Annotated in this window: 21 protein-coding genes, 4 tRNA genes and 1 pseudogene; 13 read left to right on the top strand and 13 right to left on the bottom strand. The window is 72.3% G+C overall.

Features of this window, described 5'->3' with window-relative positions:
• From QRN56_RS27550 to purM, 7 genes and pseudogenes are all read left to right on the top strand, one after another.
• Positions 1-782, top strand: a pseudogene (locus QRN56_RS27550) (hypothetical protein); the annotation flags it as partial.
• Between the two features lie 25 nt (positions 783-807).
• Positions 808-1,038: a hypothetical protein gene (locus tag QRN56_RS27545; protein WP_285108693.1), complete on the top strand. Its 231-nt coding sequence runs from the start codon at positions 808-810 to the stop codon at positions 1,036-1,038.
• A complete protein-coding gene (locus QRN56_RS27540; protein WP_285108691.1) occupies positions 1,038-1,454 on the top strand; it encodes a sterol carrier family protein in 417 nt (138 codons plus the stop codon). The genes QRN56_RS27545 and QRN56_RS27540 overlap by 1 nt, the downstream gene beginning before the upstream one ends.
• A gap of 358 nt (positions 1,455-1,812) precedes the next feature.
• Entirely contained in the window at positions 1,813-6,369 is a 4,557-nt protein-coding gene (locus tag QRN56_RS27535; protein ID WP_285108688.1) for an ExeM/NucH family extracellular endonuclease, read from the top strand.
• Between the two features lie 120 nt (positions 6,370-6,489).
• Positions 6,490-6,789, top strand: coding sequence for a hypothetical protein (locus QRN56_RS27530; protein ID WP_285108686.1), 300 nt, complete (start codon positions 6,490-6,492; stop codon positions 6,787-6,789).
• 58 nt (positions 6,790-6,847) lie between these two features.
• Complete coding sequence (gene purF / locus QRN56_RS27525) at positions 6,848-8,395, top strand: amidophosphoribosyltransferase (protein ID WP_285108684.1); 1,548 nt, start codon at positions 6,848-6,850, stop codon at positions 8,393-8,395.
• 35 nt (positions 8,396-8,430) lie between these two features.
• Positions 8,431-9,537 (top strand): phosphoribosylformylglycinamidine cyclo-ligase, encoded by a 1,107-nt coding sequence (gene purM, locus QRN56_RS27520; protein WP_285108683.1) that lies wholly within the window; start codon positions 8,431-8,433, stop codon positions 9,535-9,537.
• Between the two features lie 60 nt (positions 9,538-9,597).
• On the opposite strand, the gene QRN56_RS27515 is transcribed toward purM, so the two are convergent.
• The gene (locus QRN56_RS27515; RefSeq protein ID WP_182620269.1) at positions 9,598-9,810 is read right to left on the bottom strand and encodes a DUF3073 domain-containing protein; all 213 of its coding nucleotides are present in this window, start codon (positions 9,808-9,810) and stop codon (positions 9,598-9,600) included.
• Between the two features lie 592 nt (positions 9,811-10,402).
• Here QRN56_RS27515 and QRN56_RS27510 point away from each other — a divergent pair.
• Entirely contained in the window at positions 10,403-10,612 is a 210-nt protein-coding gene (locus tag QRN56_RS27510; protein WP_026365760.1) for a BldC family transcriptional regulator, read from the top strand.
• 64 nt (positions 10,613-10,676) lie between these two features.
• On the opposite strand, the gene QRN56_RS27505 is transcribed toward QRN56_RS27510, so the two are convergent.
• From QRN56_RS27505 to QRN56_RS27480, 6 genes are all read right to left on the bottom strand, one after another.
• Positions 10,677-11,021 carry a DUF3618 domain-containing protein gene (locus QRN56_RS27505; protein WP_285108681.1) on the bottom strand — a complete coding sequence of 115 codons (345 nt, stop codon included), beginning with the start codon at positions 11,019-11,021 and terminating at the stop codon, positions 10,677-10,679.
• Entirely contained in the window at positions 11,018-11,470 is a 453-nt protein-coding gene (locus QRN56_RS27500; RefSeq protein ID WP_285108680.1) for a phage holin family protein, read from the bottom strand. Before QRN56_RS27500 ends, QRN56_RS27505 begins: the two co-directional genes overlap by 4 nt.
• Positions 11,471-11,755: 285 nt before the next feature.
• The gene (locus QRN56_RS27495; protein ID WP_285108678.1) at positions 11,756-12,220 is read right to left on the bottom strand and encodes a hypothetical protein; all 465 of its coding nucleotides are present in this window, start codon (positions 12,218-12,220) and stop codon (positions 11,756-11,758) included.
• Between the two features lie 169 nt (positions 12,221-12,389).
• Positions 12,390-12,462 (bottom strand) — tRNA-Phe (locus QRN56_RS27490).
• Positions 12,463-12,513: 51 nt separating this feature from the next.
• Positions 12,514-12,587 (bottom strand) — tRNA-Asp (locus tag QRN56_RS27485).
• 144 nt (positions 12,588-12,731) lie between these two features.
• Positions 12,732-12,804, bottom strand: a tRNA-Glu gene (locus QRN56_RS27480).
• A 100-nt stretch (positions 12,805-12,904) separates the two neighbouring features.
• Between QRN56_RS27480 and QRN56_RS27475 the strand changes: the two genes are divergently transcribed.
• The gene (locus QRN56_RS27475) at positions 12,905-13,249 is read left to right on the top strand and encodes a metallopeptidase family protein (protein ID WP_285108696.1); all 345 of its coding nucleotides are present in this window, start codon (positions 12,905-12,907) and stop codon (positions 13,247-13,249) included.
• A gap of 162 nt (positions 13,250-13,411) precedes the next feature.
• On the opposite strand, the gene QRN56_RS27470 is transcribed toward QRN56_RS27475, so the two are convergent.
• A complete protein-coding gene (locus tag QRN56_RS27470; RefSeq protein ID WP_285108676.1) occupies positions 13,412-14,830 on the bottom strand; it encodes a M15 family metallopeptidase in 1,419 nt (472 codons plus the stop codon).
• Between the two features lie 415 nt (positions 14,831-15,245).
• On the opposite strand from QRN56_RS27470, the gene QRN56_RS27465 reads away from it, so the two are divergent.
• Positions 15,246-15,857 carry an antibiotic biosynthesis monooxygenase gene (locus tag QRN56_RS27465; RefSeq protein ID WP_285108674.1) on the top strand — a complete coding sequence of 204 codons (612 nt, stop codon included), beginning with the start codon at positions 15,246-15,248 and terminating at the stop codon, positions 15,855-15,857.
• A 9-nt stretch (positions 15,858-15,866) separates the two neighbouring features.
• Here the strand turns inward: QRN56_RS27465 and QRN56_RS27460 are convergent, their stop codons facing one another.
• Entirely contained in the window at positions 15,867-16,718 is an 852-nt protein-coding gene (locus tag QRN56_RS27460) for a glycerophosphodiester phosphodiesterase (RefSeq protein WP_285108672.1), read from the bottom strand.
• 189 nt (positions 16,719-16,907) lie between these two features.
• Between QRN56_RS27460 and QRN56_RS27455 the strand changes: the two genes are divergently transcribed.
• The gene (locus QRN56_RS27455) at positions 16,908-17,378 is read left to right on the top strand and encodes a hypothetical protein (RefSeq protein WP_285108671.1); all 471 of its coding nucleotides are present in this window, start codon (positions 16,908-16,910) and stop codon (positions 17,376-17,378) included.
• On the opposite strand, the gene QRN56_RS27450 is transcribed toward QRN56_RS27455, so the two are convergent.
• The 3 genes from QRN56_RS27450 to QRN56_RS27440 form a co-directional block, all read right to left on the bottom strand.
• Positions 17,353-18,798, bottom strand: coding sequence for an FAD-binding protein (locus QRN56_RS27450; protein WP_285108670.1), 1,446 nt, complete (start codon positions 18,796-18,798; stop codon positions 17,353-17,355). The two genes, QRN56_RS27455 and QRN56_RS27450, sit on opposite strands and share 26 nt — an antisense overlap.
• Before the next feature lie 175 nt (positions 18,799-18,973).
• On the bottom strand, positions 18,974-19,756 hold the full coding sequence (locus tag QRN56_RS27445; protein WP_285108668.1) for a hypothetical protein: 783 nt from the start codon (positions 19,754-19,756) through the stop codon (positions 18,974-18,976).
• A 94-nt stretch (positions 19,757-19,850) separates the two neighbouring features.
• A tRNA-Lys gene (locus QRN56_RS27440) sits at positions 19,851-19,923 on the bottom strand.
• A 221-nt stretch (positions 19,924-20,144) separates the two neighbouring features.
• Here QRN56_RS27440 and QRN56_RS27435 point away from each other — a divergent pair.
• Positions 20,145-20,429 carry an iron-sulfur cluster biosynthesis family protein gene (locus QRN56_RS27435; protein ID WP_285108667.1) on the top strand — a complete coding sequence of 95 codons (285 nt, stop codon included), beginning with the start codon at positions 20,145-20,147 and terminating at the stop codon, positions 20,427-20,429.
• A 121-nt stretch (positions 20,430-20,550) separates the two neighbouring features.
• Here the strand turns inward: QRN56_RS27435 and QRN56_RS27430 are convergent, their stop codons facing one another.
• The gene (locus QRN56_RS27430) at positions 20,551-21,318 is read right to left on the bottom strand and encodes a M50 family metallopeptidase (protein ID WP_285108665.1); all 768 of its coding nucleotides are present in this window, start codon (positions 21,316-21,318) and stop codon (positions 20,551-20,553) included.
• A gap of 189 nt (positions 21,319-21,507) precedes the next feature.
• Between QRN56_RS27430 and QRN56_RS27425 the strand changes: the two genes are divergently transcribed.
• Positions 21,508-22,922, top strand: a 1,415-nt coding sequence (locus QRN56_RS27425) for a DEAD/DEAH box helicase (RefSeq protein WP_285108663.1), incomplete at its 3' end; no start/stop codon positions are given.

The following is a 22,922-nucleotide window of genomic DNA, read 5'->3' as shown; positions in this document are numbered from 1 at the left end:
CCGCGCCGACGCCGTTCGCGGCGCCGGCCGACGGGCCGGCCCCCGTGCCCGAGGCGGCCGTGGCGCCTCGGGCACCGGAGCCCCGCGCCCAGGCGGAACCGCACCCGGCGCAGGGGCAGCACGCGGGCCCGGTGCTGCGCTCGCAGCACCAGCCCGAGCCGTGGGGCCGGCCCGAGCCCCTGCTCGCGCCCAAGCCCCTGCTCGCGCCCCAGCCCCTGCACGCGCGCCAGCCGCTGTCCGAACCTCAGCCGTCGCTCGAACCGCGGCTCCGGCCCGATCCGCCGCCCCGTCCCGCGCCCCAGCTCCGGTCGCGGGCCGAGCGCCGGCGCTGGTCGGAGCCGGTGGTGGGCACCGAGCCGGTGTCGGGCACCGAGCCGTGGCAGCAGCCGGAGCCCAGCCCCAGCCCGCAGCCCCGCCCGGTCCCGAGGCCGCGTCCGACGCCGCAGCCCCGGCCCGCGCCCGCACCGCAGCCCCAGCCGCCCGCGTTCCGGCCGACGGTGTCCGAGGTCCCCCGCCGCGTGCGGCGCGCGGACTACCCGCCGATCAGCCGGCCGGTGCGGCCCCAGGTCCGGGACGAGATGCCGCTGTCGGAACCCTGGCCGCGGCACGCGCCGGCCGCCGGGCCGCTGTCGCAGCCCGTGCCGGCGGTGCGAACGGGTGGTCTGCCACGCGTCGTGCAGGTGGCGCGGTTCCCGTCCGTGTCCTCGCGCGAGCTGCCGATGGTGGTGGCGGCGGACCTGCTCGCGGTCGAGGGCCCGACGCCCGACGTGTACCGGTACTGAGGCGACGGTCGGCAATACTGACTCCATGACCAATGCTGTTCCTGGTGCCGCCTGGCGGGCGGGTGCCGTCGTCGCGTTCGGCGCGGCCCTGCTGACCGCCTGCACGTCGTCGGACGGGGTGCAGGAGCTGGAGGCGACGGGCACCGAGGTGTCGAACGGCACGAGCAAGGCCATGTTCGTCGTGCCCGGTACCGACTTCACGAGCCTCGAGCAGTCCGGCTGGACGCGGCTCGGCGACTTCCTGGCGGTGCGGTAGTGCCCCCGCGGCGCCGGACCGACCCGGTGGCCGGGCGCGCCGCCGTCGCCGTCTGGGCCCGGGGCGAGGCGGAGCGCCGGGACGTCACCACGGCCGTGCGGTTCACGCTGGAGGAGCTCGCCGCCGTAGCGCCGGGGAACTCCGTCGAGGTGCGGGTGCCGCCCGCGGGCGCGGTGCAGGCCGTGGCCGGGCCGCGGCACACGCGCGGCACCCCGCCGAACGTGGTCGAGACCGACCCGGAGACCTGGCTCGGCCTGGCCACGGGCGCCCTCACCTGGGCGGACGTCGTCGCCGACGGGCGGGTGCGCGCCTCGGGCGACCGCTCCGACATCTCGCACCTGCTGCCGCTGACGGCCGGGCGCCGGGCGGCTTCCGGGTCGGGCGGCGAGCCAGAGCCTCCGGCCGTACCCGGGTGAACCGGGCGCCGGCGGCGTGTACCGGGCGGTGATGTCGGTGACACCCGCTAGCCTCGGCGTCGATCTCGTGGCTCGGCTGCGGGCAGGTTCACCCGGTGCCGGGACCTCAGTTTTCCCGGCGGGTGTCCGACCGTAACCGCCGGTTCACGAGGCAGTGATTGGTTGGTGCCGCTCGTGCCGGACCGCCTGCGCAACTGATGCGCGCCCGGCCGCGGCGATGCCGCCGAGCACGTCGTCCAGCAGCAGTGCACTCCACCCCGGCCATCGGTCGGCTATTGCAGAAGGAGTCAGCGTGAGTCCCAGCACGCTGCGGTCCCCGCGACCGCACCCCCGACCCCGTGGGAGAGCCGCCGTCGCAGTGGCACTCTCCGCAGCGCTCACCGTGCCCGCGACGGCGGCTGTCGCCGCGCCCGCGGCCACCGCGGACGGCCCGGACTCCGGGCACGTCGTCATCAGCGAGGCGTACCTCGTGGGCGGCAGCTCCGGCCAGCCGTACCGGAACAAGTTCGTGGAGCTGTACAACCCGACCGACGAGCCGGTCAGCGTCGACGGCTGGTCGGTCCAGTACAAGTCCGCGACCGGCGCGTCCTTCTCGGGGATCACGGCGCTGAGCGGCACCATCGCCGCCGGCGGCCACTACCTGGTGCAGGGCGGCTCGAACGCCGCCAACGGTGAGCCCCTCCCCACGCCCGACGCCGTCGGCAGCCTCAACCCGAGCGGCACGGCCGGCGTCATCGCGCTGGCGTCGCAGGCCACCGCCGTCACGCCCGCCAAGGGCGCTGTGCCGGCCGAGGGCGCCGCGGGCGTCGTCGACCTGCTCGGCTACGGCACCGCCGACACGTTCGAGACCGCCCAGGGCCCGGCCGGCCAGGGCACGGGCGTGGTCGGGTCGCTGGAGCGCACGGGCGACGCGGGCGACAACTCGGCGGACTTCGTGTTCAGCACCGAGGTGACCCCCACCAACGGCGAGGGTTCGGAGCCCGAGCCCAGCCCCACCCCGTCGGAGCCGACCGAGCCCGGCGAGGTCACCCCGATCGCCGGGATCCAGGGCACCGGTGACGCCAGCCCGCTGGTCGGCGACACGGTCACGACGCAGGGCGTCGTGACCGCCGTCTACCCGACCGGCGGCTTCAACGGCCTGTACCTGCAGACCGCCGGTACCGGCGGCGGCGCGGACCCGACGCCCGGTGCGTCGGACGCCGTCTTCGTGTTCTCGGCGGCGGCCGCCGCCGACCTCTCCGCGGGCGACCACGTGGAGGTCACCGGCGTCGTGTCGGAGTTCAACGGCCTCACGGAGCTCACGCCGTCGTCGGGCGGTTGGACCGTCCTGGACGAGCCCGCCACGGTCGAGCCGACCGTGACCGCCTGGCCCGCCACCGCGGCAGGCCGCGAGGCGCTCGAGGGCATGCTCCTCGCGCCGCAGGGCGAGTTCACGGTGACGGACAACTACGACACCAACTACTACGGCACGGTCGGGCTGGCGGCGGGCGACAGCCCGCTGGTGCAGCCCACCACGGCGGGGCGGCCCGGCTCGGCGGAGTACGACGCGCAGGTCGCGGACAACGCGGCGCGCGGGGTGCTGCTCGACGACGGCTCGTCCACGAACTACAACTCGACCGCGAACAAGTCAAAGCCGCTGCCCTACCTGACCGGCGGCGCACCGCTGCGGGTGGGCGCGGGCGTCACGTTCACGCGCCCGGTCGTGCTGGACTACCGGTTCGACGCGTGGGGCTTCCAGCCGACGTCGCAGCTGACCCCGGACGTCGCCGACGCCGTGCAGCCCGCGACCTTCGAGAACACGCGCGAGGAGGCACCCGCCGAGGTGGGCGGCGACCTCGAGGTCGCGACGTTCAACGTGCTGAACTACTTCAGCACCACGGGTGACGAGCTCACGGGCTGCACCTACTACACGGACCGCGACGGCGACCCGGTGACCGTCTCGGGCGGCTGCGACGCCCGCGGCGCCGCCGAGGAGGAGGACCTGCAGCGGCAGCAGACCAAGATCGTCGCGGCGATCTCGGCGCTCGGCGCGGACGTCGTCGCGCTGCTGGAGATCGAGAACACCGCTTCGCTGGGTGGTCCCCGCGACCAGGCCCTGGGTGACCTGGTGGACGCGCTGAACGCCGCCGAGGGTGCCGGCACGTGGGCCTACGTGGCCTCCCCGGCCGAGGTGCCCGAGGCCGAGGACGTCATCCGCAACGCCTTCATCTACCGGACCGCCACCGCGGAGCCGGTCGGCGACTCGACGATCCTGATCGGCGACGAGGCGTTCCAGAACGCCCGTCAGCCCCTGGCCCAGACGTTCCAGCCCGCGGACGGCGCCGCCGACGCCGGTGACGACGTCGTGGTGGTCGCCAACCACTTCAAGTCGAAGGGTTCGGCCGGCCCGTGGCCCGGCGACGCCGACCAGGGCGACGGCCAGGGCGCGTCGAACGAGTCCCGCACCCGGCAGGCGACGTCCCTCGTGACGTTCGCCGAGGAGCGGGCCGCCGCTGCCGGGACCGACAAGGTCCTGCTGGTCGGTGACTTCAACTCGTACGAGCAGGAGGACCCGATCGAGGTCCTCACCGAGGCCGGCTACACCGACCTCGGCCCCACCACGGGCGAGTACTCGTACAACTTCGACGGCATGGTCGGCTCGCTCGACCACGTGCTGGCCTCCCCGGCCGCGGCCGAGGCCGTGTCGGGCACGGACATCTGGAACATCAACGCGTACGAGCCGGTGGCGAACGAGTACAGCCGCTACAACTACAACGCGACGATCCTCTACGACGAGACGCCCTTCCGGTCCTCCGACCACGACCCGGTCCTGGTGGGCCTGGACCTGGGTGACACCACCACCGAGCCCGGCTCGGTGGACCTGGACCTCGTGGCCATCAACGACTTCCACGGCCGCATCGACGGCAACACCGTGAACTTCGCGGGCACCGTGGAGGAGCTGCGGGCCCAGAACCCCGAGGGCACCGCGTTCGTCTCGGCGGGCGACAACATCGGCGCCTCGCTGTTCGCCTCGGCGCTGCAGCAGGACCAGCCGACGATCGACGTGCTGAACGCGCTAGGTCTGAAGACCTCCGCGGTCGGCAACCACGAGTTCGACCAGGGCATGTCCGACCTCACCGGCCGCGTCACCGACGCCGCCGACTGGGACTACCTCGGCGCCAACGTCTACGACGAGGCCACGGGGGAGCCCGCCCTGCCCCAGTACCAGGTGGTCCCGGTCAACGGCGTCGACGTCGGCTTCGTCGGCGTGGTCACCGAGGAGACCCCCACGCTGGTCACGCCCTCGGGCATCGAGGGCCTGGAGTTCGGCGACCCGGTCGAGGCGCTGAACCGCGTCACCGACGAGCTGCTCGACGGCGACGCCGCGAACGGCGAGGCGGACGTGGTCGTGGCCCTCGCGCACGACGGCGCGAGCGCGGGCACGCCCGACGGCGCCACGCTGGAGGAGGAGATCGCCGCCGGCGGTCCGTTCGCCGCGCTGGTGCAGGACACCGACCCGCGCGTCGCGGCCATCTTCACCGGCCACACGCACAAGCAGTACGCGTGGGACGCGCCGGTCCCGGGTGCGGAGGGGGAGACCCGGCCGATCATCCAGACCGGCAACTACGGCGAGTTCCTCGGCCACGTCTCGCTCACGGTGGACACCGAGTCGTTCGACGTGACCGACTACACCGTCGAGAACGTGGCGCGCACGGCCACCCCGGCCGCCGAGCTGATCGAGACGTACCCGGCGGTCGCCGAGGTCGACGCGATCGTCGACGCCGCGCTCGCCGAGGCCGAGGAGATCGGCGCGCAGCCGGTCGGCAAGGTGACCGCCGACGTCACGACGGCCTTCTCGGGCGGCTCGTACACGAACGGCGTCTACACCGGCGGCAACCGGGACGACCGCGCGTCCGAGTCGGCGCTCGGCAACCTCGTGGCGAACTCGCTGCGCGACTCGCTCGCCGCGGACGAGCGGGGCGGCGCCGACATCGGCGTCGTGAACCCCGGTGGCCTGCGCAACGAGCTCTACTTCGGCGAGGACGGGATCATCACCTACGCCGAGGCCAACGCGGTGCTGCCGTTCGTCAACAACCTGTGGACGATCACGCTGACCGGTGCGCAGCTCGACACCCTGCTCGAGGAGCAGTGGCAGACGGACGCCAACGGCAACCGGCCGTCGCGCCCGTACCTGGCGCTGGGGCTGTCCGACAACGTGTCGTACACCACGACCACGGCCGACCCGAACGCGACGCCGGGCGACAACGTCTCGTCGATCACGATCGACGGCGTTCCCGTGGACCCCGCCGCGGAGTACCGCATCGCGACGTTCTCGTTCCTGATCTCGGGCGGAGACAACTTCCGGGCCTTCACCGAGGGCACGGACGGTCGGGACTCGGGCCTCGTGGACCGTGACGCCTGGATCACGTACCTCAAGGACGCCGCCCCGGTCACGCCGAGCTTCGCCCGCACCCGCACGGTCGCCTCGACCCTGCCGGGCACGGTCGAGGCGGGCACCGCGACGACGGTCGGCCTGTCCGGCCTGGACCTGACCTCGCTCGGCGCCCCGCAGAACACGGGCGTCGAGACGTTCCTGGTCCCGACGGGCGGCGCGCCGGCGGACGGCGTCTCCCTCGGCACCGGCACGGTGACGAACGGCGCGACGTCGACGTCGGTCACCATCCCGGCGAACACCGCCGCCGGCCAGTACCAGCTCGTGGTGCAGGCGTCGCCGTCGGGCACCACTGCCCGGCTGCCGATCACCGTCGAGGCCGCGGAGCCCGAGGAGCCGGAGGCTCCGGCGTGGGTGCCGTGGAAGCTCTACTGGTGGGGTGACACCGTGTCCTTCCGGGGCAAGGTGTACGAGGCGACCCGGCCGACGATCCTCCAGATCCCGGGCGTCGGGAAGCACAGCCCCTGGAAGCTGATCGGCTGACCGGAGCGTGCCCGCCGCCGGCCGGGTGTACCGAGACCCAGGTCTCGGTACACCCGGCCGGCGGCCTTTTCCCTTGTGGCCATGGCGGCCGGCGGGTCCGGGACGCGTACCCTGGGTTGCGTGAGTGAGACCCAGGCAGCCAGCGACTCCGCCGACGACGTGGAGGTGCGCGACGTCGTCGACCCGGCGACCGTGCGTCGTGCCCCGCGGTACAAGGCCTTCTTCCTGACCGGCGCGCTGGTCGGCGTCGTGCTCGGTCTGCTCCTGTCGTTCTACCTGGTCAGCTCGCCCTCGGGCTCCGGGCTGATGAAGCCCGGCGTCTACGTCACGGTGCTGACCGCGTTCGTCACGATGGTGACCACCCTGCTGGCCGGCCTGTTCGCGGTGATCGCGGACCGCCGGAGCCTGCGCGGCCGCTGACGCGGAGGTCACATGCGAGGCCGGTCACGGACATCCGGCCGCATGGGATACTCGGATCATGCCTCTGCGCGGAGATGGCCGACTCAACCACGACCTCATGCCCGGCGAGAAGGGCCCCCAGGACGCATGCGGCGTCTTCGGGGTCTGGGCACCCGGTGAGGAGGTCGCCAAGCTCGCGTACTTCGGTCTGTACGCCCTGCAGCACCGCGGACAGGAGTCCGCGGGCATCGCCACCAGCAACGGTGAGCAGATCCTCGTCTACAAGGACATGGGACTCGTCTCCCAGGTCTTCGACGAGACAGCCCTGAACGCACTGACCGGCCACATCGCCGTCGGGCACTGCCGGTACTCCACCACCGGTGGCGTGACCTGGGAGAACGCCCAGCCGACACTCGGCGCGACGGCGTCGGGCACGGTGGCACTCGGCCACAACGGCAACCTGACCAACTCGGCCGAGCTCGTCAACCTCGTGGCCGAGCGCTACGGCGCGCAGCGCCGCGGCGAGCTCGCCCGCGGCAACACCACGGACACGGCCCTGATCACCGCGCTCTTCGCGGGCGACGCCGACCACACGCTCGAGGCCACGGCCCTCGAGGTGCTGCCCCGGCTCCGCGGGGCCTTCTCCCTGGTCTTCATGGACGAGAACACCCTGTACGCGGCGCGTGACCCGCAAGGCGTGCGCCCGCTCGTGCTCGGCCGCCTCGACCGCGGCTGGGTGGTGGCCAGCGAGACCCCGGCCCTCGACATCGTGGGCGCCTCCTACGTGCGCGACGTCGAGCCGGGCGAGCTCATCTGCATCGACGCCGACGGCATGCGCTCCGTGCGCTTCGCCCAGGCCGAGCGTGCCGCCTGCGTCTTCGAGTACGTGTACCTGGCCCGCCCGGACAACACGATCAACGGGCGCTCGGTGCACGCCGCGCGCGTCGAGATGGGCCGCACCCTGGCGCGTGAGCACCCGGTCGACGCCGACCTCGTGATCCCGACGCCGGAGTCCGGTACGCCGGCCGCCGTCGGCTACGCCGCGGAGTCCGGCATCCCGTTCGGCCAGGGCCTCACCAAGAACGCCTACGTCGGCCGCACGTTCATCCAGCCGTCCGACACGCTGCGGCAGCTCGGCATCCGCCTGAAGCTCAACCCGCTGCGCGAGGTCATCAAGGGCAAGCGCCTGGTGGTGGTGGACGACTCGATCGTGCGCGGCAACACCCAGCGCGCCCTGATCCGCATGCTGCGGGAGGCGGGCGCGGCCGAGGTGCACGTGCGCATCTCGTCGCCGCCGGTCAAGTGGCCCTGCTTCTACGGCATCGACTTCGCGTCGCGCGCGGAGCTCATCGCGAACGGTCTGGCGGTCGAGGAGATCGGCCAGTCGCTCGGCGCCGACAGCCTCGGCTACATCACCACCGAGGGCATGATCGCCGCGACCGAGCAGCCCAGCTCGCAGCTCTGCGCCGCCTGCTTCACGGGCAAGTACCCGATCGAGCTGCCCCCGGACGACCAGCTGGGCAAGCACCTCCTGGAGCAGGCGGAGCTGCCGCTCGGCCAGCCCGAGGACGGGCTCAAGCAGCTCACCGTGAGCACCGGCGGCTCGACCGCGCTCGACCACCCGTGACCCACGTACACCACCCGAACGACGCAGGAGCACCCGTGACTTCCGAAGGCCTGACGTACGCCGCCGCAGGCGTGGACACCGAGGCGGGCGACAAGGCCGTCGAGCTCATGAAGGACGCCGTGCGGCGCACGCAGGGCCCGGCCGTGCTCGGCGGGGTGGGCGGCTTCGCCGGCCTCTACGACCTGTCGGCCTTCAAGGGGTACCGCGCGCCGCTGCTGGCGACGTCCACCGACGGCGTCGGCACCAAGGTCGCGATCGCGCAGGCCATGGACAAGCACGACACCATCGGGTTCGACCTGGTGGGCATGGTCGTGGACGACATCGTCGTGATGGGTGCCAAGCCGCTCTTCATGACCGACTACATCGCCACGGGCAAGGTGGTGCCGGAGCGCATCGCCGACATCGTGCGGGGCATCGCGCAGGCGTGCGAGGTGGCTGACACGGCCCTGGTGGGCGGCGAGACGGCCGAGCACCCGGGCCTCCTGGACCCGGACGAGTACGACGTCGCCGGCGCAGCCACGGGCATCGTGGAGGCCGACAAGGTGCTGGGCCCGGACCGGGTGCAGCCCGGTGACGTGCTGATCGCGCTGGCCTCCAGCGGCCTGCACTCCAACGGGTACTCCCTGGTGCGCGCCGTGATCAAGCACGCGGGCTGGGCGCTGGACCGGCACGTGGACGACCTGGGGCGCGCCCTGGGCGAGGAGCTGCTGGAGCCCACGCGCGTCTACGCCTCGGACTGCCTGGCGCTGGCCGCCGACGAGGCGGCGCAGGTGCACGCGTTCACGCACGTGACGGGCGGCGGTCTCGCGGCGAACCTGGCGCGTGTGCTCCCCGCGGGGCTCGTGGCGACGGTCGACCGCGCGTCCTGGGACGTTCCCGCGGTGTTCCAGATGGTGCGCAGCCTCGGCGACGTGCCGCGGCGTGACCTGGAGAACACCCTGAACCTGGGTGTCGGCATGGTGGCCGTGGTGGGCGCCGACGGCGCGGACGCGGCACTGGCGCGGCTGGCCGCGCTGGGCGTGCCGGCATGGACGCTGGGCAGCGTGGCGACCCTGGACGCCTCGGCGGCACAGGAAGACCTGGTCGCGGGGACGAAGGGTGTGTCCGGCGGCGCGGTCAGGCTGGTGAACGACTACCGCTGAGGCGGTGGGCGGACCTGACCGAGGGCCGGGCCTGGGGCCGGCGCAAACGCGCCGGCACCCTCAGCGCGTGTTGCCGTCCTGGTCTGCCCAGTCGGAGTACCTGTTGTCGTACTCCTCGTCCTCCGAGGATTCCCACCGCGACTGTGTCGCGACATCCGTGCGGGAGTCTCCGCTGAGCTCCTGCTCGAGGGCGTGATAATTGGTGTCCGGGCTGTAGTACTTCAGCTCGCGAGCAACCTTGGTCTGCTTAGCCTTCTGACGGCCGCGGCCCATGGCTCCGACCCCCCTCAACGTAGGAGCGGGGCGGCACCGTGCATGGACGTGCGGCCCCGTAGCGTTTCGTCTGTCCAGGTTCCAACGTTACATGCTGGTACGGCGTTTCTTCCAGTCCGTGGACGTGATTCGTCCCATCCGCCGATGTGACATTGGAGTCGTTCCGGCCCCTTGCCGACTCGCCCGGACTCGTCCACCTGCTATCTCTTGACCATGTCATGGCTATATCGAGGCCGATGGTGCGCCGGGCGTACCCCCGGGCCGGCCTCTCCCGGGCGATCCGGGCCGGGTGCCCCAAGGGTCCGGTCCGGCGCTTTGCCGAGTCCTGGCGGGCGTCGGGGCGTCGTTCGAACGTGCCCTCGGGGCGGTCCGCGTGCCGCCCCGAGGAGCGGCGAAATGTCGGCGTCGGCGTGTCGCACGTGTCCGAGACTCGCCCGAAACGGGCGCGCGTGGCGAGTGGGGGAGAAAGTGAGGGAATAAACCCCGTCCCCAAGTCGCCTAAATCCCGTTTGCTGCTAACAATGGTGCAAGAGCGGGTGTCGTCAACCGCCTGGTACGGCCAGGCCGGCACCGTTCCGGAGGAGGTGCGGGGATGTCCATCCACGGAGAATCCGAGGTCCTGCTCACGCCTGCCGAGGTAGCGAGCTTGTTCCGTGTTGACCCCAAGACAGTAACGCGTTGGGCAAAAGCGGGAAAGCTCTCGTCGATCCGGACACTTGGCGGTCACCGCCGCTACAAGGAGTCCGAGGTTCGGGCGCTGCTCGGTGCGGCAGCGGACAGCTCGGGCGACACCGACAACTAGTCGGGCGTCGTTGACGGATTGGTCGGCAGGTAGGACGAAGGCGCGCCGGGTGCTGCCCCCCAGCTCAGCCCCGCGCGCGCCTGAGCACAGCGGTCACGACCACAGCGGTGCCGATGGCCACGAGCCCGATCGCGGCACCGATCACAACCTTGGCGTTGCGGGCCCGGCGCGGATCTTGCGCCGGGCCGTTCTTGTGCTCGCTGTTCTTGTGCCCGAACGCCCCGGCCGCCATGGCCCCGGCGTCGCTCGCGGCCTGCTTGGCCTCTTGCGCGATCCGTGACGCCTGGTACCCCGGGCTGAGGCGGGTGGTCAGCTCGTCGATGGACGCGGCGAGGTCCGCGCGGGTGCGGAGCACCTCGGCCTCGAGCTCGCGGCTGCTGGGCGTGGGCGGCGGTGTCGGAGTGCTCATCGCTGCATCCCCTCCTTGATCGACGTGATGTCGTCCTTGACGCGCTGGACGCTCTCGGGTGGGTTGGTGGCCTTCTTCAGCAGCTGGGCACCCACGAGCGCAAGGATGATCACGACGAGCACCATGAAGCCGCCGATGACGAGTGCCGACAGCCAGAGCGGCCAGACCGTGCCCAGGCCGTACACGGCCGCCAGGAGCAGCACGCCGACGGCGTAGGCAAGGATCAGGAGCGCCACGACGAGCAGCCCGATGCCGATGCCGGACTTCTTGGCCTTCTCGGTGAGCTCTGCCTTGGCCAGCTGGATCTCGGCACGGACGAGGCGTGAGGCCTGCTCGGAGACCTGCTCGACCAGCTTGCCCAGCGAGACCGGCTTCTCGGGTCCTGGCGTGCTCTCCGGGCCGCTGCCTGCCGTTCCTGCCTGGCCGTCGATCTTCACGTCGTCGATCATCTGCCCTCCCGTGCCGCCGGTTTCGGCCTGCGCCGCTGAAGACAACTCAACAGGCCAAGAGCTCATGGGGCAATTCCTGGCGCGGCGTGGCTTCCAGTAAAAGGCATGAAGGGGATCACTCGCCAATGCGCAATTGCTGGAAGGAATTATCTCGGGGCGCCGGCGAGCGATGTTTGTGGCGCGATGGGAAGAGGCGGTTACCGGGAACCCGTGCCCGAGTCCCCGGAAACGCCGGTGGGCCGCACTCCCGAAGAAGTGCGGCCCGTCGAGATGGTCCCAGGGCGATCAGAGACTCGCCGCGATGATGCCCGCGCTCAGCAGCCAGATCACGTAGGCGGCGGCGGTCACGGCGATCATGACTCCAGCCTTCGCACCCGTCGGGAGGCGGCTCCCTGCGACCCTGAAGTTGACGATGATCGCGATCACCGCGACCAGAGCGCCCAGGAGCCCACCGAACGTGACGAGGAGGATCGGCAGCATGCCGATGACCCGCACGACGACGGGAGGCGGATCGACCGCGAGGTGGCTCTCGCCGTTCACCTCGACGGGCGGCACCGCCGCGAACAGGGCGGTGCGGCCAAGGGTCGCGACCAGGGGGCGGCCGTCCGTGCCCTGCAGCGTGAAGGCACGTTTGCCGGCGCTCGGCGCCTTGTTGCCGTCGACGGTCAGGTAGCTACGTCCCCACCACATGTCGGGAACGAGTTCGACGTGTCCGGAAGTGCCGGGAATGTCGAGAGTGTGCGAAGCCATGGGCGGGAAACTACCAGTCCGCCGGACCAACCAGAGTCGGGGCCGCCACGGACACCCGTACCCGGTCGCGCTCGCCAGGGTGGCCGAGTTCGCCGACCGGTCGTCCCGGCTGATCGCTCGGAGGAAATGAAGAACCCCCGGACCGCAATGGTTCCGGGGGTTTTCGCTGTGGCTCCGACCGGCGTCGATCCGGTGACCTTTCGATTTTCAGTCGAACGCTCTACCAACTGAGCTACAGAGCCCTAGCGCGAACGCCCGGACAGTCGAGACCGACAATCCGGGCGCCTCTCGCGCGACCCTGACGGGACTTGAACCCGCGACCTCCGCCGTGACAGGGCGGCGCGCTAACCAACTGCGCTACAGGGCCATGATCGCTACCCGCGATCGGGGGGCTTGTTTCGAGCCGTGAGTACCCTAACCCACCGCGGGCCAGAACCTGAAATCAGATCCTTGCTCGGTGGAGATGACCTGCCTCACAGCAGTCGAAACCCGGCTCTTGCGAGCCGCTCCGTACCCCCAACGGGATTCGAACCCGTGCTACCGCCGTGAAAGGGCGGGGTCCTAGGCCGCTAGACGATGGGGGCCAAGACCGGGCAAGTCTACAGGCGCTCGGCTGCCCCGCCGCACGTCGGGAGTCGCGTCCGGGACGTGTCGCGCGTCGGGGATGATGGGTGCGTGGTGGAGATGACGCGGGAGGACTTCGAGACGGCCGTCAGCGAGGGGCTGGACCTCGTGCCGCCCGACCTCGCGGCGCAGATGGACAACGTGGTGGTGCTCGTCGAGGACGACGCGCCCGCGGAGGATCCCGAGCTGCTGGGGCTCTACGAGGGTGTGCCGCTCACGGAGCGCGACCACATGTGGGCCGCGGGGGCGCTGCCGGACCGCATCACCATCTTCCGGAACCCGACCCTCGCGATCTGCGAGACGCGCGAGGACGTGGTCGAGGAGGTGGCGGTGACCGTGGTCCACGAGATCGCCCACCACTTCGGCATCGACGACGACCGCCTGCACGAGCTCGGCTGGGACTGAGCCCGGGCGGACGCAGACGCACCGGGAGCCGACGCACCGGGAGCCGACGGACCCGGAACCGACGGACCCGGAACCGACGAACCCCGGGTCGCGAAGCGAGGCTTCGCGACCCGGGGTTCGTGGTCGGGCTTCCCGGTACGGGACCGGGCACGGGCGTGCGGCTCAGTACTTCGTGCCGTACTCCCAGTGCCAGGCCTCCGGCTTGCTGCCGCCGGCCTGCGCCCAGCCCGGGTGCTTCCAACCGTACTTCCCGGCGTTGGCGACCATCCAGGCGTGCTCGGCGCTGCCGAACGACTCGATGCCGCCGGACAGGTCCACGGCCTGGCCCAGGCCGTGGTTCGACGTGCCGGGCACGGCGGCCAGGGCGCCCCGGGAGGCGGCGACCGCCACCTGCTCCCCGTAGGAGCGGTAGCCGTCCGTCAGGTCCAGGTTCCGGCCGAACGTGCCGCGGAACGCGCGGTTGAGGTCCTCGAGAGCCACCGCGGCGTCGCACCGCAGCTGCTCGCCCGAGGCGAAGCTCAGCCCGCAGAGCACGCTCGACGGGATCTGCCCGTTGCCGTAGCTCTTCGCGGCCTTGGCCATCTCCTTGGCGCGCGCCGCAGCCTTCTCCCGGGCTACCTCGGCCTTGCGCTCGGCCTTGCGCTCGGCGCGCGCCTCGCGCCGCTCCTCGGCGGCCTTCTTCGCGGCGGCGATCTCCTCGGGCGTGGGGCCCGGCTTGACCGACACGACGGCGTCGCCGTCGGTTTTGGTGATGAGCCGCTGGAGCGACGTCGTCACCTTCTCGATCCGGTCGGCCGACGGCGCTGCCGCCGCCGCGCTCTCCGCGGTGGCCTTGGCGTCCTCGGCGTCGGCGGACTTCTCCGCCTGCTCCGACTCCTTCGCCGCCGCGGTGCTCACGACCGCGTCCGCGAGCGGGGTGTCGAGGATCGGAAGGCTCTCGGCCTGCTGCCCGCCGAGCGGGGTGACGCCCGCGGCCGCGACGGCCAGGTTCGTCGGATCGGTGGCGTCCGCCGCGGTGCCCCGGGCGTCGCCGTCGGCGGTCCCGCTCCCGGCGGCCGACACGTCGGCCGCACGCTCGGCGAGCGACGCACGCTCGGTGCTCCGGGAGGCGGCGGTGTTCTGTCGCAGCCCGGTGGCGGTGACGGCGGCGTCGCGGGCCCGGTCCAGCATGGTCCGCAGCTCCTTGGTGGCTGCCTGGAGCTTCTTGCGGTCCTTGACGGTGAGGTCGCCCTCGCGGGTCACGTAGTCGGCGTCCGTCAGGACGGCATCCGCCTTCTCGGAGGCGGACCGGACGTCGGGATCGGTCACGACGGCGCTGGTGATGGCGACCGCCGCGGGCTGCACGGCCGGCTCTACGGCCGTCGTCGAGCTGTTCGCGGCGTCGTCGCTCCCGGTGAAGCTGACCGCCGCGGTGGTGCTCAGTGCGACCGTGGTGAGCGCTGCCGCGACCGCGAAGGACGAGCGGCGCAGCATCCGGCCGGATCGCGCGCTGTGTCCCGCTGCGGGGACGGCGGCGTGGGCACCCTGGGCGCCCGGCCGTCGCGTACGACGGGGGACGAGGGTGTGGTCTTCGGGCCTCAAGGGCGCTCCCGGTGCTCGGGGGCAAGGGCAAGGCACATGGTGCGGTGCGCGACGGGGTTCGGCGTCTGGGGCACGCTGGCTTCCGTTCTGCGGCTGGGCACGGACGACACCGTGAGGGGAGTTTCCCTCGGGGGGACGGCGAAGAATGCTCAAGCTGCTGACAGGCCACGGCGCGCAAGGGGGTCGCGCAGGCCATGGCGATCGCCGCGGAGAACGACGGCCCGAAGGCCCAGGGGATGCGTTCCTCGCGACGACGTTTAATGTTGAACGACTGTCCGAGAGTCATGTAACCCCCTTGGGGGAGGCATGCCTCACAAAAATCGAGCAGAGACGGTGACCCAGCCGTGAAGGCTGGACAACCCGGGGTGTGCGCGCTCACATTGAGGCGTTCGAGGCCGTGTATCAGACTTCGGGCATGGCCCATCACGATCAGGCCGCGAACGGATCCGTGCCCACCCCCGCCGGACAACCCGTGACCGTGTCCATCCACCGCATCGTCCACCCCGACCACGTCCCGGAGGTCACCCGCTGGGTGCAGTCGGGTGTCAACCTCGCCAACCGCTGGGACGGGTTCCTCGGATCAGGCTGGATCCGCGCCGCGGAGGGATCCCGCGACTGGCACATGCTCTACCGCTTCGCCGACGCCGAGCGGCTCGCCGCATGGGAGCAGTCCGCCGAGCGCCGGGACTGGCTCGCGCAGGGCACCGGGCTCGTCGAGGAGCTGCGCTACCAGCAGCGGACGGGGATCGAGGGCTGGTTCGAGGACCCGACACGGGTGGACGAGCCGGCCGACGTCGCCGCTGTCGTCGTGCCGCCGCGGTGGAAGCAGGCCACGAGCATCTGGCTCGGGTTCTTCCCCGTGAACCTGCTGTTCACGGCCCTGTTCACCTATCTGGTGCCCGGGTGGGGCGACGTGCACCTCGTGCTCAAGGTGCTGATCTCGACGCTGATCCTGACGCCGATCATGGCGTACTGGGTGCTGCCGTGGGTGACCCGCCGGCTCCACGGCTGGCTGCACCGCACCTGATCCCCTGGGTTACGCGTGGCCCACGGACAGTCGCGGCGCCGGGGCGTGCCCGCGGCGACGCAGCCGGATCCCGCCGCGGCCCGGCACGGGCAGCGCGGCGGCGGCCTGGTCGGCCCGGCCCGCGAGCCAGCCCGTGAGCCGCTCGGGCCGGTCGGTGATCACGCCGTCGACGCCGATCCCGGAGTCGGCGGTCACGAGCGTGGTCCACGCCTCCGGGTCGTTCGCCGTCCAGGACATGACCCGCAGTCCCGCCGCGTGCAGGCGGGGCACCAGTCGCGGGCTGCCCGCGATCGTGGCGACGGAGGGGTTGCAGGCGACGACGTTCAGCCGCTCGCACAGGCGCAGCAGGCCGGGCGGGTCGAAGGAGACGAGCAGGCCGCCCGGCAGGTGCGGCGCGACGTCGCGCACCGTGGCCACCGTGCCGGGCCAGAAGCTCTGCACGAGGACGCGGCGGTCGAACCCGGCGGCGTCGATGATCGCCACGACCCGCTCGACCTGTTCCGCGTTCCAGGCGCCCTTGAGCTCCAGCAGCAGGTCCGTGCGGGGGTGGCGGGCGAGCACGGCGAGCACGTCGTCGAGCGTGGGGACGCGCTGCCCCGAGAAGGCGGGGGCGAAGTAGCCTCCGGCGTCGAGCGCGAGCACCTCCCGCGCGGTGAGGGCGGCGACCTTGCCGGTGCCGTCCGTGGTGGCGTCGACCGTCTCGTCGTGGATCACCGCGCCCACGCCGTCGGCGGTGGGCTGGAGATCGATCTCGACGTAGTCGACGCCCGCGTGGCAGGCGGCCTCGATGGCGGCGAGGGTGTTCTGCGGGGCCACCGCGGAGTACCCACGGTGGGCGATGACTGCGGGACGAGCGGCCATGCTGACCTCCGGATCTGCGGCTCTGCCCGCCACGGTAGCCGCTGGCGGAGGTCCGTCCGGCGCCGTCGGGCGAATTCGAGGAGAGTTCCAGGAGCGTTCACCGCCCGGCCCCGGGGGCGCCGCGTCGGTCACCCCGGCGAAACCCGCCGGATGCGCGGATTCCCAGGACCTGGTGGTTTCATGTGCGCCATGGTCCGTCCCGCACCGCTCGTCGTCGCCACCGCGACGCTGCTCCTTCTTCTGACCGGCTGCTCGGCCGACGGCGCCAGGTCCGAGGCCGACGGCGGGGCGAGCGCCACGCCGTCGGGCAGCCCGAGCGCGACCACGAGCTCCGACCCGGACGCACCCCTGGACGCGAACGAGGCCTGCTCCGCCATGTACGTCAAGGGCGACAAGACGCTCGAGGAGCGCATCGGCATCGCGCTCGTCGGCGCGAGCGACGGGCTCGACGCCGCATCGGCGGACCAGATGCACGCCATGGCGCTGGAGCTCGGGCGGCTCGAGGAGCGCGTGCCCGAGGAGTTCCAGGGCCCGGTCGAGAAGATGCGGGTCCCGTTCCTCCAGCTCCAGAAGGCGCTCGACGACGGCACGGAGGACCAGACCGAGCTCGACGTCGCCTCGACCGTCGAGGGGCTCAAGGAGTACGAGAGGCTCTGCTGAGCGGCTCGAAGATGCCCTGCCCCGGCGTGAGCACGCCGCGGGGGTCGTAGCGGTCCTTGGCGTGCAGGACGGTGGGCCAGCGGTCGCCGTAGTGGGTGCGCCAGTCGGCCGGCGTCAGGCGCAGGGCGTTGACCGGGTACTGGGTGCCGCCGGCGGCGAGGACGCGGGCGTACAGCGCGTCGTTGTCGGCGATCAGGCGCTCGGCCTCGGCGTCGTCCGGCGGGCTGACCGCGCGCAGGAGCGCGAGCAGGAAGAAGACCTCGCCGTCCGGGACCCTCACCTGCGGCCGGGTGATGAGCGACCGCCGGGCCGGGTAGAGCAGGGCCCCGCCGGCGTCGGCCGGGGTGAGGGTGGTCAGGAGCTCCGTGACGATCTCGTCGGTGGCGGCGTCCGGGAGGAACGCGTTGAGCCACGGTCCCGGCAGCCGGAGCGCCTCGATCTGCTCCACGGTCTCGTAGAGCCGGTTCAGCCACTCGAAGTACGGCACGTCCACGAGGTCGACGCCGGGGGGTTCGATGCCGGCCAGCAGGGCAGCGTCGTCGGGCGGCTCGGTCGTGTACCAGGCGCCGCCCTCCAGGACGAAGGCGAAGCCGTCGTCGTCCGTGGGGACGAGCTGGCCCTCCAGGTAGTCGAAGCGGCCGTCGGCGAGGGCGGTCCGCTGGGCCGCCGTCAGGTCGGTGATCCGGGGGTAGGTCAGCGTGTAGACGCGCGCCATCGCGGGCGCGGTCTCCAGACGCACCGTGGCGCGCACGATGACGGCGAACTGGCCCAGCCCACCGAGCACGGCCTCGAAGAGCTCCGGCTCCTGTTCCGCGGAGCAGGTGACCAGGTGGCCCTCGCCCGTGACCACCTGGAGCTCGACCGTGTTGTCCACGAGCATCCCGAACTGCTGCGAGGCGCCGCCGATCCCGCCGACGCAGAGCGTCCCGCCCACCGAGAGGCCCAGGTAGTCCGTGCTCACCGGGGGAGCGACGCCGACGGCGAGCGTGGCGCGGACCAGGTCGAGCCACTGGACCCCGGCGTCGACGACTGCCCGGTCGGGTGTGATCTCGTGGATCGCTGCCAGGGTGCGCGAGTCGATCACGACGCCGCAGTCGGCCTGCGCCTGACCGAACGTCGAGTGGCCCTGGCCGCGCACGGCGACGACGAGTCCGTGCTCGTTGGCGAACCGGACCAGGGTCACGACGTCGTCGACCGAACCGGGGCGCAGCACCGCCCGGGGGCGGTGGTTCTTCAGGTGCCCGTAGTCGGTGGCGGCCTCGGTGAGTGCGTCCTCGTCGGTGACGAGCTCGCCGTCGAGGTGGGGGAGCTGAATCGCGGTGGAGTTCTCCGGGAGGCTGCTCAGCCACCGGGAGTCGGCCGGGTCGAATGCGACGACGGCGGCGCCTGCCAGAAAGGTGCGACGGTCTAGCTGTGCCATGTGGGCCCCTCGGCGATCGGGTGGGCGACTACGGTACAGGTCAGGGTAGGCGCGGCGTAAGAGCGTTCGGTGGAGGTGCGTGGGCGAGGTTTTCGCGTGGCGGAGGCGTATCACCGGAAACATCTTGCGCAGGGGTGGCATCTGGTGTTGTCGGTCGCAGTCGGTGGGAGCGGCCTCAGGAGCAGCGGCCCGCGTGGATCGCCCTCGCCCGCGGCGCGTCCCAGACCGTCGAGTAGCCGTATCCGCCGGGGCTGCGCGTGGTCGCCCCCAGGTACAGGTGGGCGTACGCCTCGGTGACGTGCTCGTGCACGGGCTTCCCGGTGGAGGCGCGGACGGCGCCGGGAGCACCGGCGACGGGTGGCCTGGTGGTGCCGCAGCGCTGCTCGATCTCCGCGTGCGCGATCTCGTGGCGGGCCTGGTTCAACAGGTACCTGCGGAACCAGTTGCTCCCGCTGCCGGCCACGGACATGTCGTCGGCTCCGTTGCCGAGCCGGATCAGCCCCTTGCCGGGGGCCAGCGTGCCGCCCGGGGTGTAGCTCCCGGTGAGCAGCGCCCTGGTCGCGGTGACGTAGCCGCGCCTGCCGCCCTCGTCCGCCGCCGAGAGCTGGAGGGCGACCCCGTACCTGGCGGCGAGCTGCCTGGCGGCGTCCCCGTGCGCGCGCCCGGCGGAGCCGGAGGGACCGCCGGTCACGGGTGCGCGCCGGGTGGCCAGGATCAGTCCGGTGGCGCCCTCGACGTAGACGACCTGCGCGCCGGAGTTGACGGTCCGGCACAGCCGGGTTCCCGCGGGTCTGGTCCGGCCGGCGGGTGAGCCGTCGGGCGCGCGCGTGGTCGGAGACTTGATCCAGACGTGGACGCCGCTGCCGCCGTCGGGCAGCGAGCACCGAGCGGCCGCTGCTGCCGGTGTCGGTGCGACGCCCGCCAGCAGGACGGCCAGCGCGGTGAGAATGCGGGCCACGTTGCGCATGATGCGTCCGCCTCGATGCTACGTATCCGCTGGGCGGACCGCAGGGCGGGAGTCCTGGGGACGGTGAGTGCGCAGGTGAGAGAGGTGGGCCCCCCGGGGATCGAACCCGGAACCCGCGGATTAAAAGTCCGCTGCTCTGCCAGTTGAGCTAGAGGCCCGCGTGCCCGGCGACCGGGCGGCGCGAGTAGAAAGCCTACCGGTCAGCTCCCTGATGGTGGTGCGGCCCTCCGAGCGGGGCACCCTACGTCTTCTGTCGGCGGCTGTCACACGCTGTCCCACCCAGTGGGAGATATCGGGTTAAATGCGTCTCACGCTTGCGGTGAGAGGGAGGGCTTGGTTCGGTGGTCAGGACCACGAGAACCAATGTGAGGAGCTCATCGTGCTCACCGTGACTGACAACGCTCGTACCGCCGTCCAGGACCTTGCTCAGCAGGCCGGAGTGCCGGTCGAGGGCGGTCTGCGCATCGCGCAGGCCTCCGACCAGCCGGGGAACTTCGAGCTCGCGCTGGTTCCGGCCCCGCAGCCCGACGACCAGGTCGTCGACGCCTCGGGTTCCACCAACGTGTTCGTCGAGGCGCAGGCCGCACCTGCCCTGGACACGCTGACCCTGGACGCCGACCCGCGCGCCGAGGGTCCGGGATTCGTGCTCACGCCCACGGCGTGACCTTCCGGCGCCCCGAGCTGGGCGCCGAACGCCGAAGGCCCCCGGGAACCACCTGCCAGGTGGTTCCCGGGGGCCTTCGCCGTGCGACGACGCCCGCCGGCGTCGGTGCGCGGGGGACGGGTCAGAGTGCCACGCCGAGGATCCACGAACCGCCGAGCACCAGCGCGCCCAGGGTGACGAGCAGGAACAGCATCACCCAGAAGAGGCCGCCGACGCCGGTCAGGCGGGCGAGCATGTCGGCGTCGGACGTCCGGGCCTGCCCCCGGGAGCGCTGCACCTGGAGCTCGAACACCGGGCGTACCGCGCCGAGCAGCAGGAACCAGGTCACGGCGTAGGCCACGGCGCTCTGCACCTCGGGCGCCAGGAACCAGGTGACGAACACGAGCGCGGTGCCGCTCACGAGGATGGACCACAGGCCGAACCAGTTGCGGATCTGCAGGAGCAGCAGCGCGAGCAGCGCCACCAGCAGCCACAGCAGGCCCACGGCGTAGCCGAGCTTGAGCAGCCAGGCCGCCCCGAGGCCGATGAGGCCCGGGCCCACGTAGCCCGCGAACGCCGTGATGACCATGCCCGGCCCGCGGGGCTTGCCGCGCGACACGGTGAGGCCGGAGGTGTCGGAGTGCAGCCGGATGCCCTCCAGCTTGCGGCCCGTCAGCAGGGCGCCCAGGCCGTGCGACGCCTCGTGCGCGATGGTGATCACGTGCCGCGCGAGGTGCCACAGGGGCCGGAAGATCACGACGACCAGCGCGATCGCCGCCATGGCCAGGACCATCAGGTCGGCCGGAGGGTCGACCGGGGTGACCGCGTTCGTCCAGATGGTGCCGAGCACGTCGCCGATGGTGGCGAGCGGGCCGGCGGGGCTGGTCGGTGCGGAATTCATGCGCCACATAGAACCACACGGAACGTGACGTGCGCCGCAGTCACGAGCCGGCGAACGTGCGAGAATGTTCGGTCGTGGGCGGCATCGGCCGCCCGACGTCGTGGCCCCGGCCCGGGTGAGCAACCCGCCCGCCGGTGTGAGCACGGCGGACCACCGGCGCGGTACGCGCCGCCACCGAGCCCGAGAGGCCCAACTCCTTTGACTACCTTTGCCGACCTCGGTCTGCCCGCACCCGTGGTGCAGGTCCTGACGGACCGCGGCATCACCTCGCCGTTCCCCATCCAGACGGCGTCCCTGCCGGACTCCCTCGCCGGCCGCGACGTGCTCGGCCGCGGCCGCACCGGCTCCGGCAAGACCCTCGCGTTCGCGCTGCCGGTCGTGACGCGTCTCGCGACGTCCGGCGCCCGGTCCGCCGCGTCGGGCCAGCCGCGCCGCGTGGGCGGCCGGCCCCGTGCGCTGGTCCTGGCTCCGACGCGTGAGCTCGCCAACCAGATCGACGAGTCGGTCGCGCCCCTGGCGCAGGCCCTCGGTCTGAAGACCACCACGATCTTCGGCGGCGTGGCGCAGTCGCGTCAGGTCACCGCGCTGAACGCGGGCGTCGACATCGTCATCGCCTGCCCCGGCCGCCTCGAGGACCTGCTCGGCCAGCGTCACCTCACGCTCGACGACGTCGAGATCACCGTGCTCGACGAGGCCGACCACATGGCCGACCTCGGCTTCCTGCCCGGCGTGAAGCGGATCCTCGACAGGACGGGCCCGCGCACGCAGCGCCTGCTGTTCTCGGCCACGCTCGACAACGGCGTGGACGTGCTGGTCAAGCGCTACCTGCACCAGCCGGTCACGCACTCCGTGGACGACGCCGCGGCGCCGCCGCCGCAGATGACGCACCACATCCTCGCCGTGGCCGACAAGGACGCGAAGAAGAACGTGGTGCAGCAGCTCGCGCAGGGCACCGGCCGCCGGGTCCTGTTCACGCGCACCAAGCACCAGGCCAAGAAGCTCGCCAAGCAGCTCACCGCCGCGGGCGTGCCCGCCGTCGACCTGCACGGCAACCTCGGCCAGGGCGCGCGCGAGCGCAACCTCGCCGCGTTCTCGTCCGGCGAGGTGAAGGTGCTGGTCGCGACCGACATCGCCGCCCGCGGCATCCACGTCGACGACGTCGAGCTCGTGGTGCACGTGGACCCGCCGGCCGAGCACAAGGCATACCTGCACCGCTCAGGCCGCACGGCGCGCGCCGGGTCCGGCGGCGACGTCGTGACCCTCATGCTCCCCGAGGAGCGCGGGGACGTGCGTGACCTGACCCGCAAGGCGAAGATCACCGCCCGCCCGCAGGACGTCGCCCCCGGCGACGCCACCGTGACCCGCCTGGTCGGCGAGGTCGCGCCGTACGTCGAGTACGTGCCGCCGGCCCCGCAGCAGCAGCCGGCCCGCCAGGGCCAGCCGCGGCGGCAGGGTGGGCGCTCGCGCTCCGGTCAGGGCGGCTCGGGTCAGGGCGGCGCCCAGGGCGGGCGTCAGGGCTCCGGCCAGGGCGGTGCGCAGGGCGGCGGCCGGCAGGGCCAGTCGCGCGGTCAGGGCACCGGCGGCGCCGGCCAGGCGGCAGGGCAGCGCGGGGC

Origin of the sequence: Promicromonospora sp. MEB111, from assembly GCF_030209445.1 — a bacterium.
Lineage (GTDB): Bacteria > Actinomycetota > Actinomycetes > Actinomycetales > Cellulomonadaceae > Promicromonospora.
The sequence above is the reverse complement of the archived record's forward strand: the minus strand, read 5'-3'. Positions and strand labels throughout refer to the sequence as shown.

Excerpts from the sequence above, each read along its gene's own strand:
- QRN56_RS27495 (WP_285108678.1), bottom strand. The coding sequence starts at position 12,220 with ATGGCTTCGCACACTCTCGACATTCCCGGCACTTCCGGACACGTCGAA.
- QRN56_RS27465 (WP_285108674.1), top strand. The coding sequence starts at position 15,246 with ATGGCCCATCACGATCAGGCCGCGAACGGATCCGTGCCCACCCCCGCC.
- QRN56_RS27450 (WP_285108670.1), bottom strand. The coding sequence starts at position 18,798 with ATGGCACAGCTAGACCGTCGCACCTTTCTGGCAGGCGCCGCCGTCGTC.
- QRN56_RS27500 (WP_285108680.1), bottom strand. The coding sequence starts at position 11,470 with ATGATCGACGACGTGAAGATCGACGGCCAGGCAGGAACGGCAGGCAGC.
- QRN56_RS27460 (WP_285108672.1), bottom strand. The coding sequence starts at position 16,718 with ATGGCCGCTCGTCCCGCAGTCATCGCCCACCGTGGGTACTCCGCGGTG.
- QRN56_RS27545 (WP_285108693.1), top strand. The coding sequence starts at position 808 with ATGACCAATGCTGTTCCTGGTGCCGCCTGGCGGGCGGGTGCCGTCGTC.
- QRN56_RS27510 (WP_026365760.1), top strand. The coding sequence starts at position 10,403 with ATGTCCATCCACGGAGAATCCGAGGTCCTGCTCACGCCTGCCGAGGTA.
- QRN56_RS27515 (WP_182620269.1), bottom strand. The coding sequence starts at position 9,810 with ATGGGCCGCGGCCGTCAGAAGGCTAAGCAGACCAAGGTTGCTCGCGAG.
- QRN56_RS27455 (WP_285108671.1), top strand. The coding sequence starts at position 16,908 with ATGGTCCGTCCCGCACCGCTCGTCGTCGCCACCGCGACGCTGCTCCTT.
- QRN56_RS27430 (WP_285108665.1), bottom strand. The coding sequence starts at position 21,318 with ATGTGGCGCATGAATTCCGCACCGACCAGCCCCGCCGGCCCGCTCGCC.
- QRN56_RS27505 (WP_285108681.1), bottom strand. The coding sequence starts at position 11,021 with ATGAGCACTCCGACACCGCCGCCCACGCCCAGCAGCCGCGAGCTCGAG.
- QRN56_RS27475 (WP_285108696.1), top strand. The coding sequence starts at position 12,905 with ATGACGCGGGAGGACTTCGAGACGGCCGTCAGCGAGGGGCTGGACCTC.
- purF (WP_285108684.1), top strand. The coding sequence starts at position 6,848 with ATGCCTCTGCGCGGAGATGGCCGACTCAACCACGACCTCATGCCCGGC.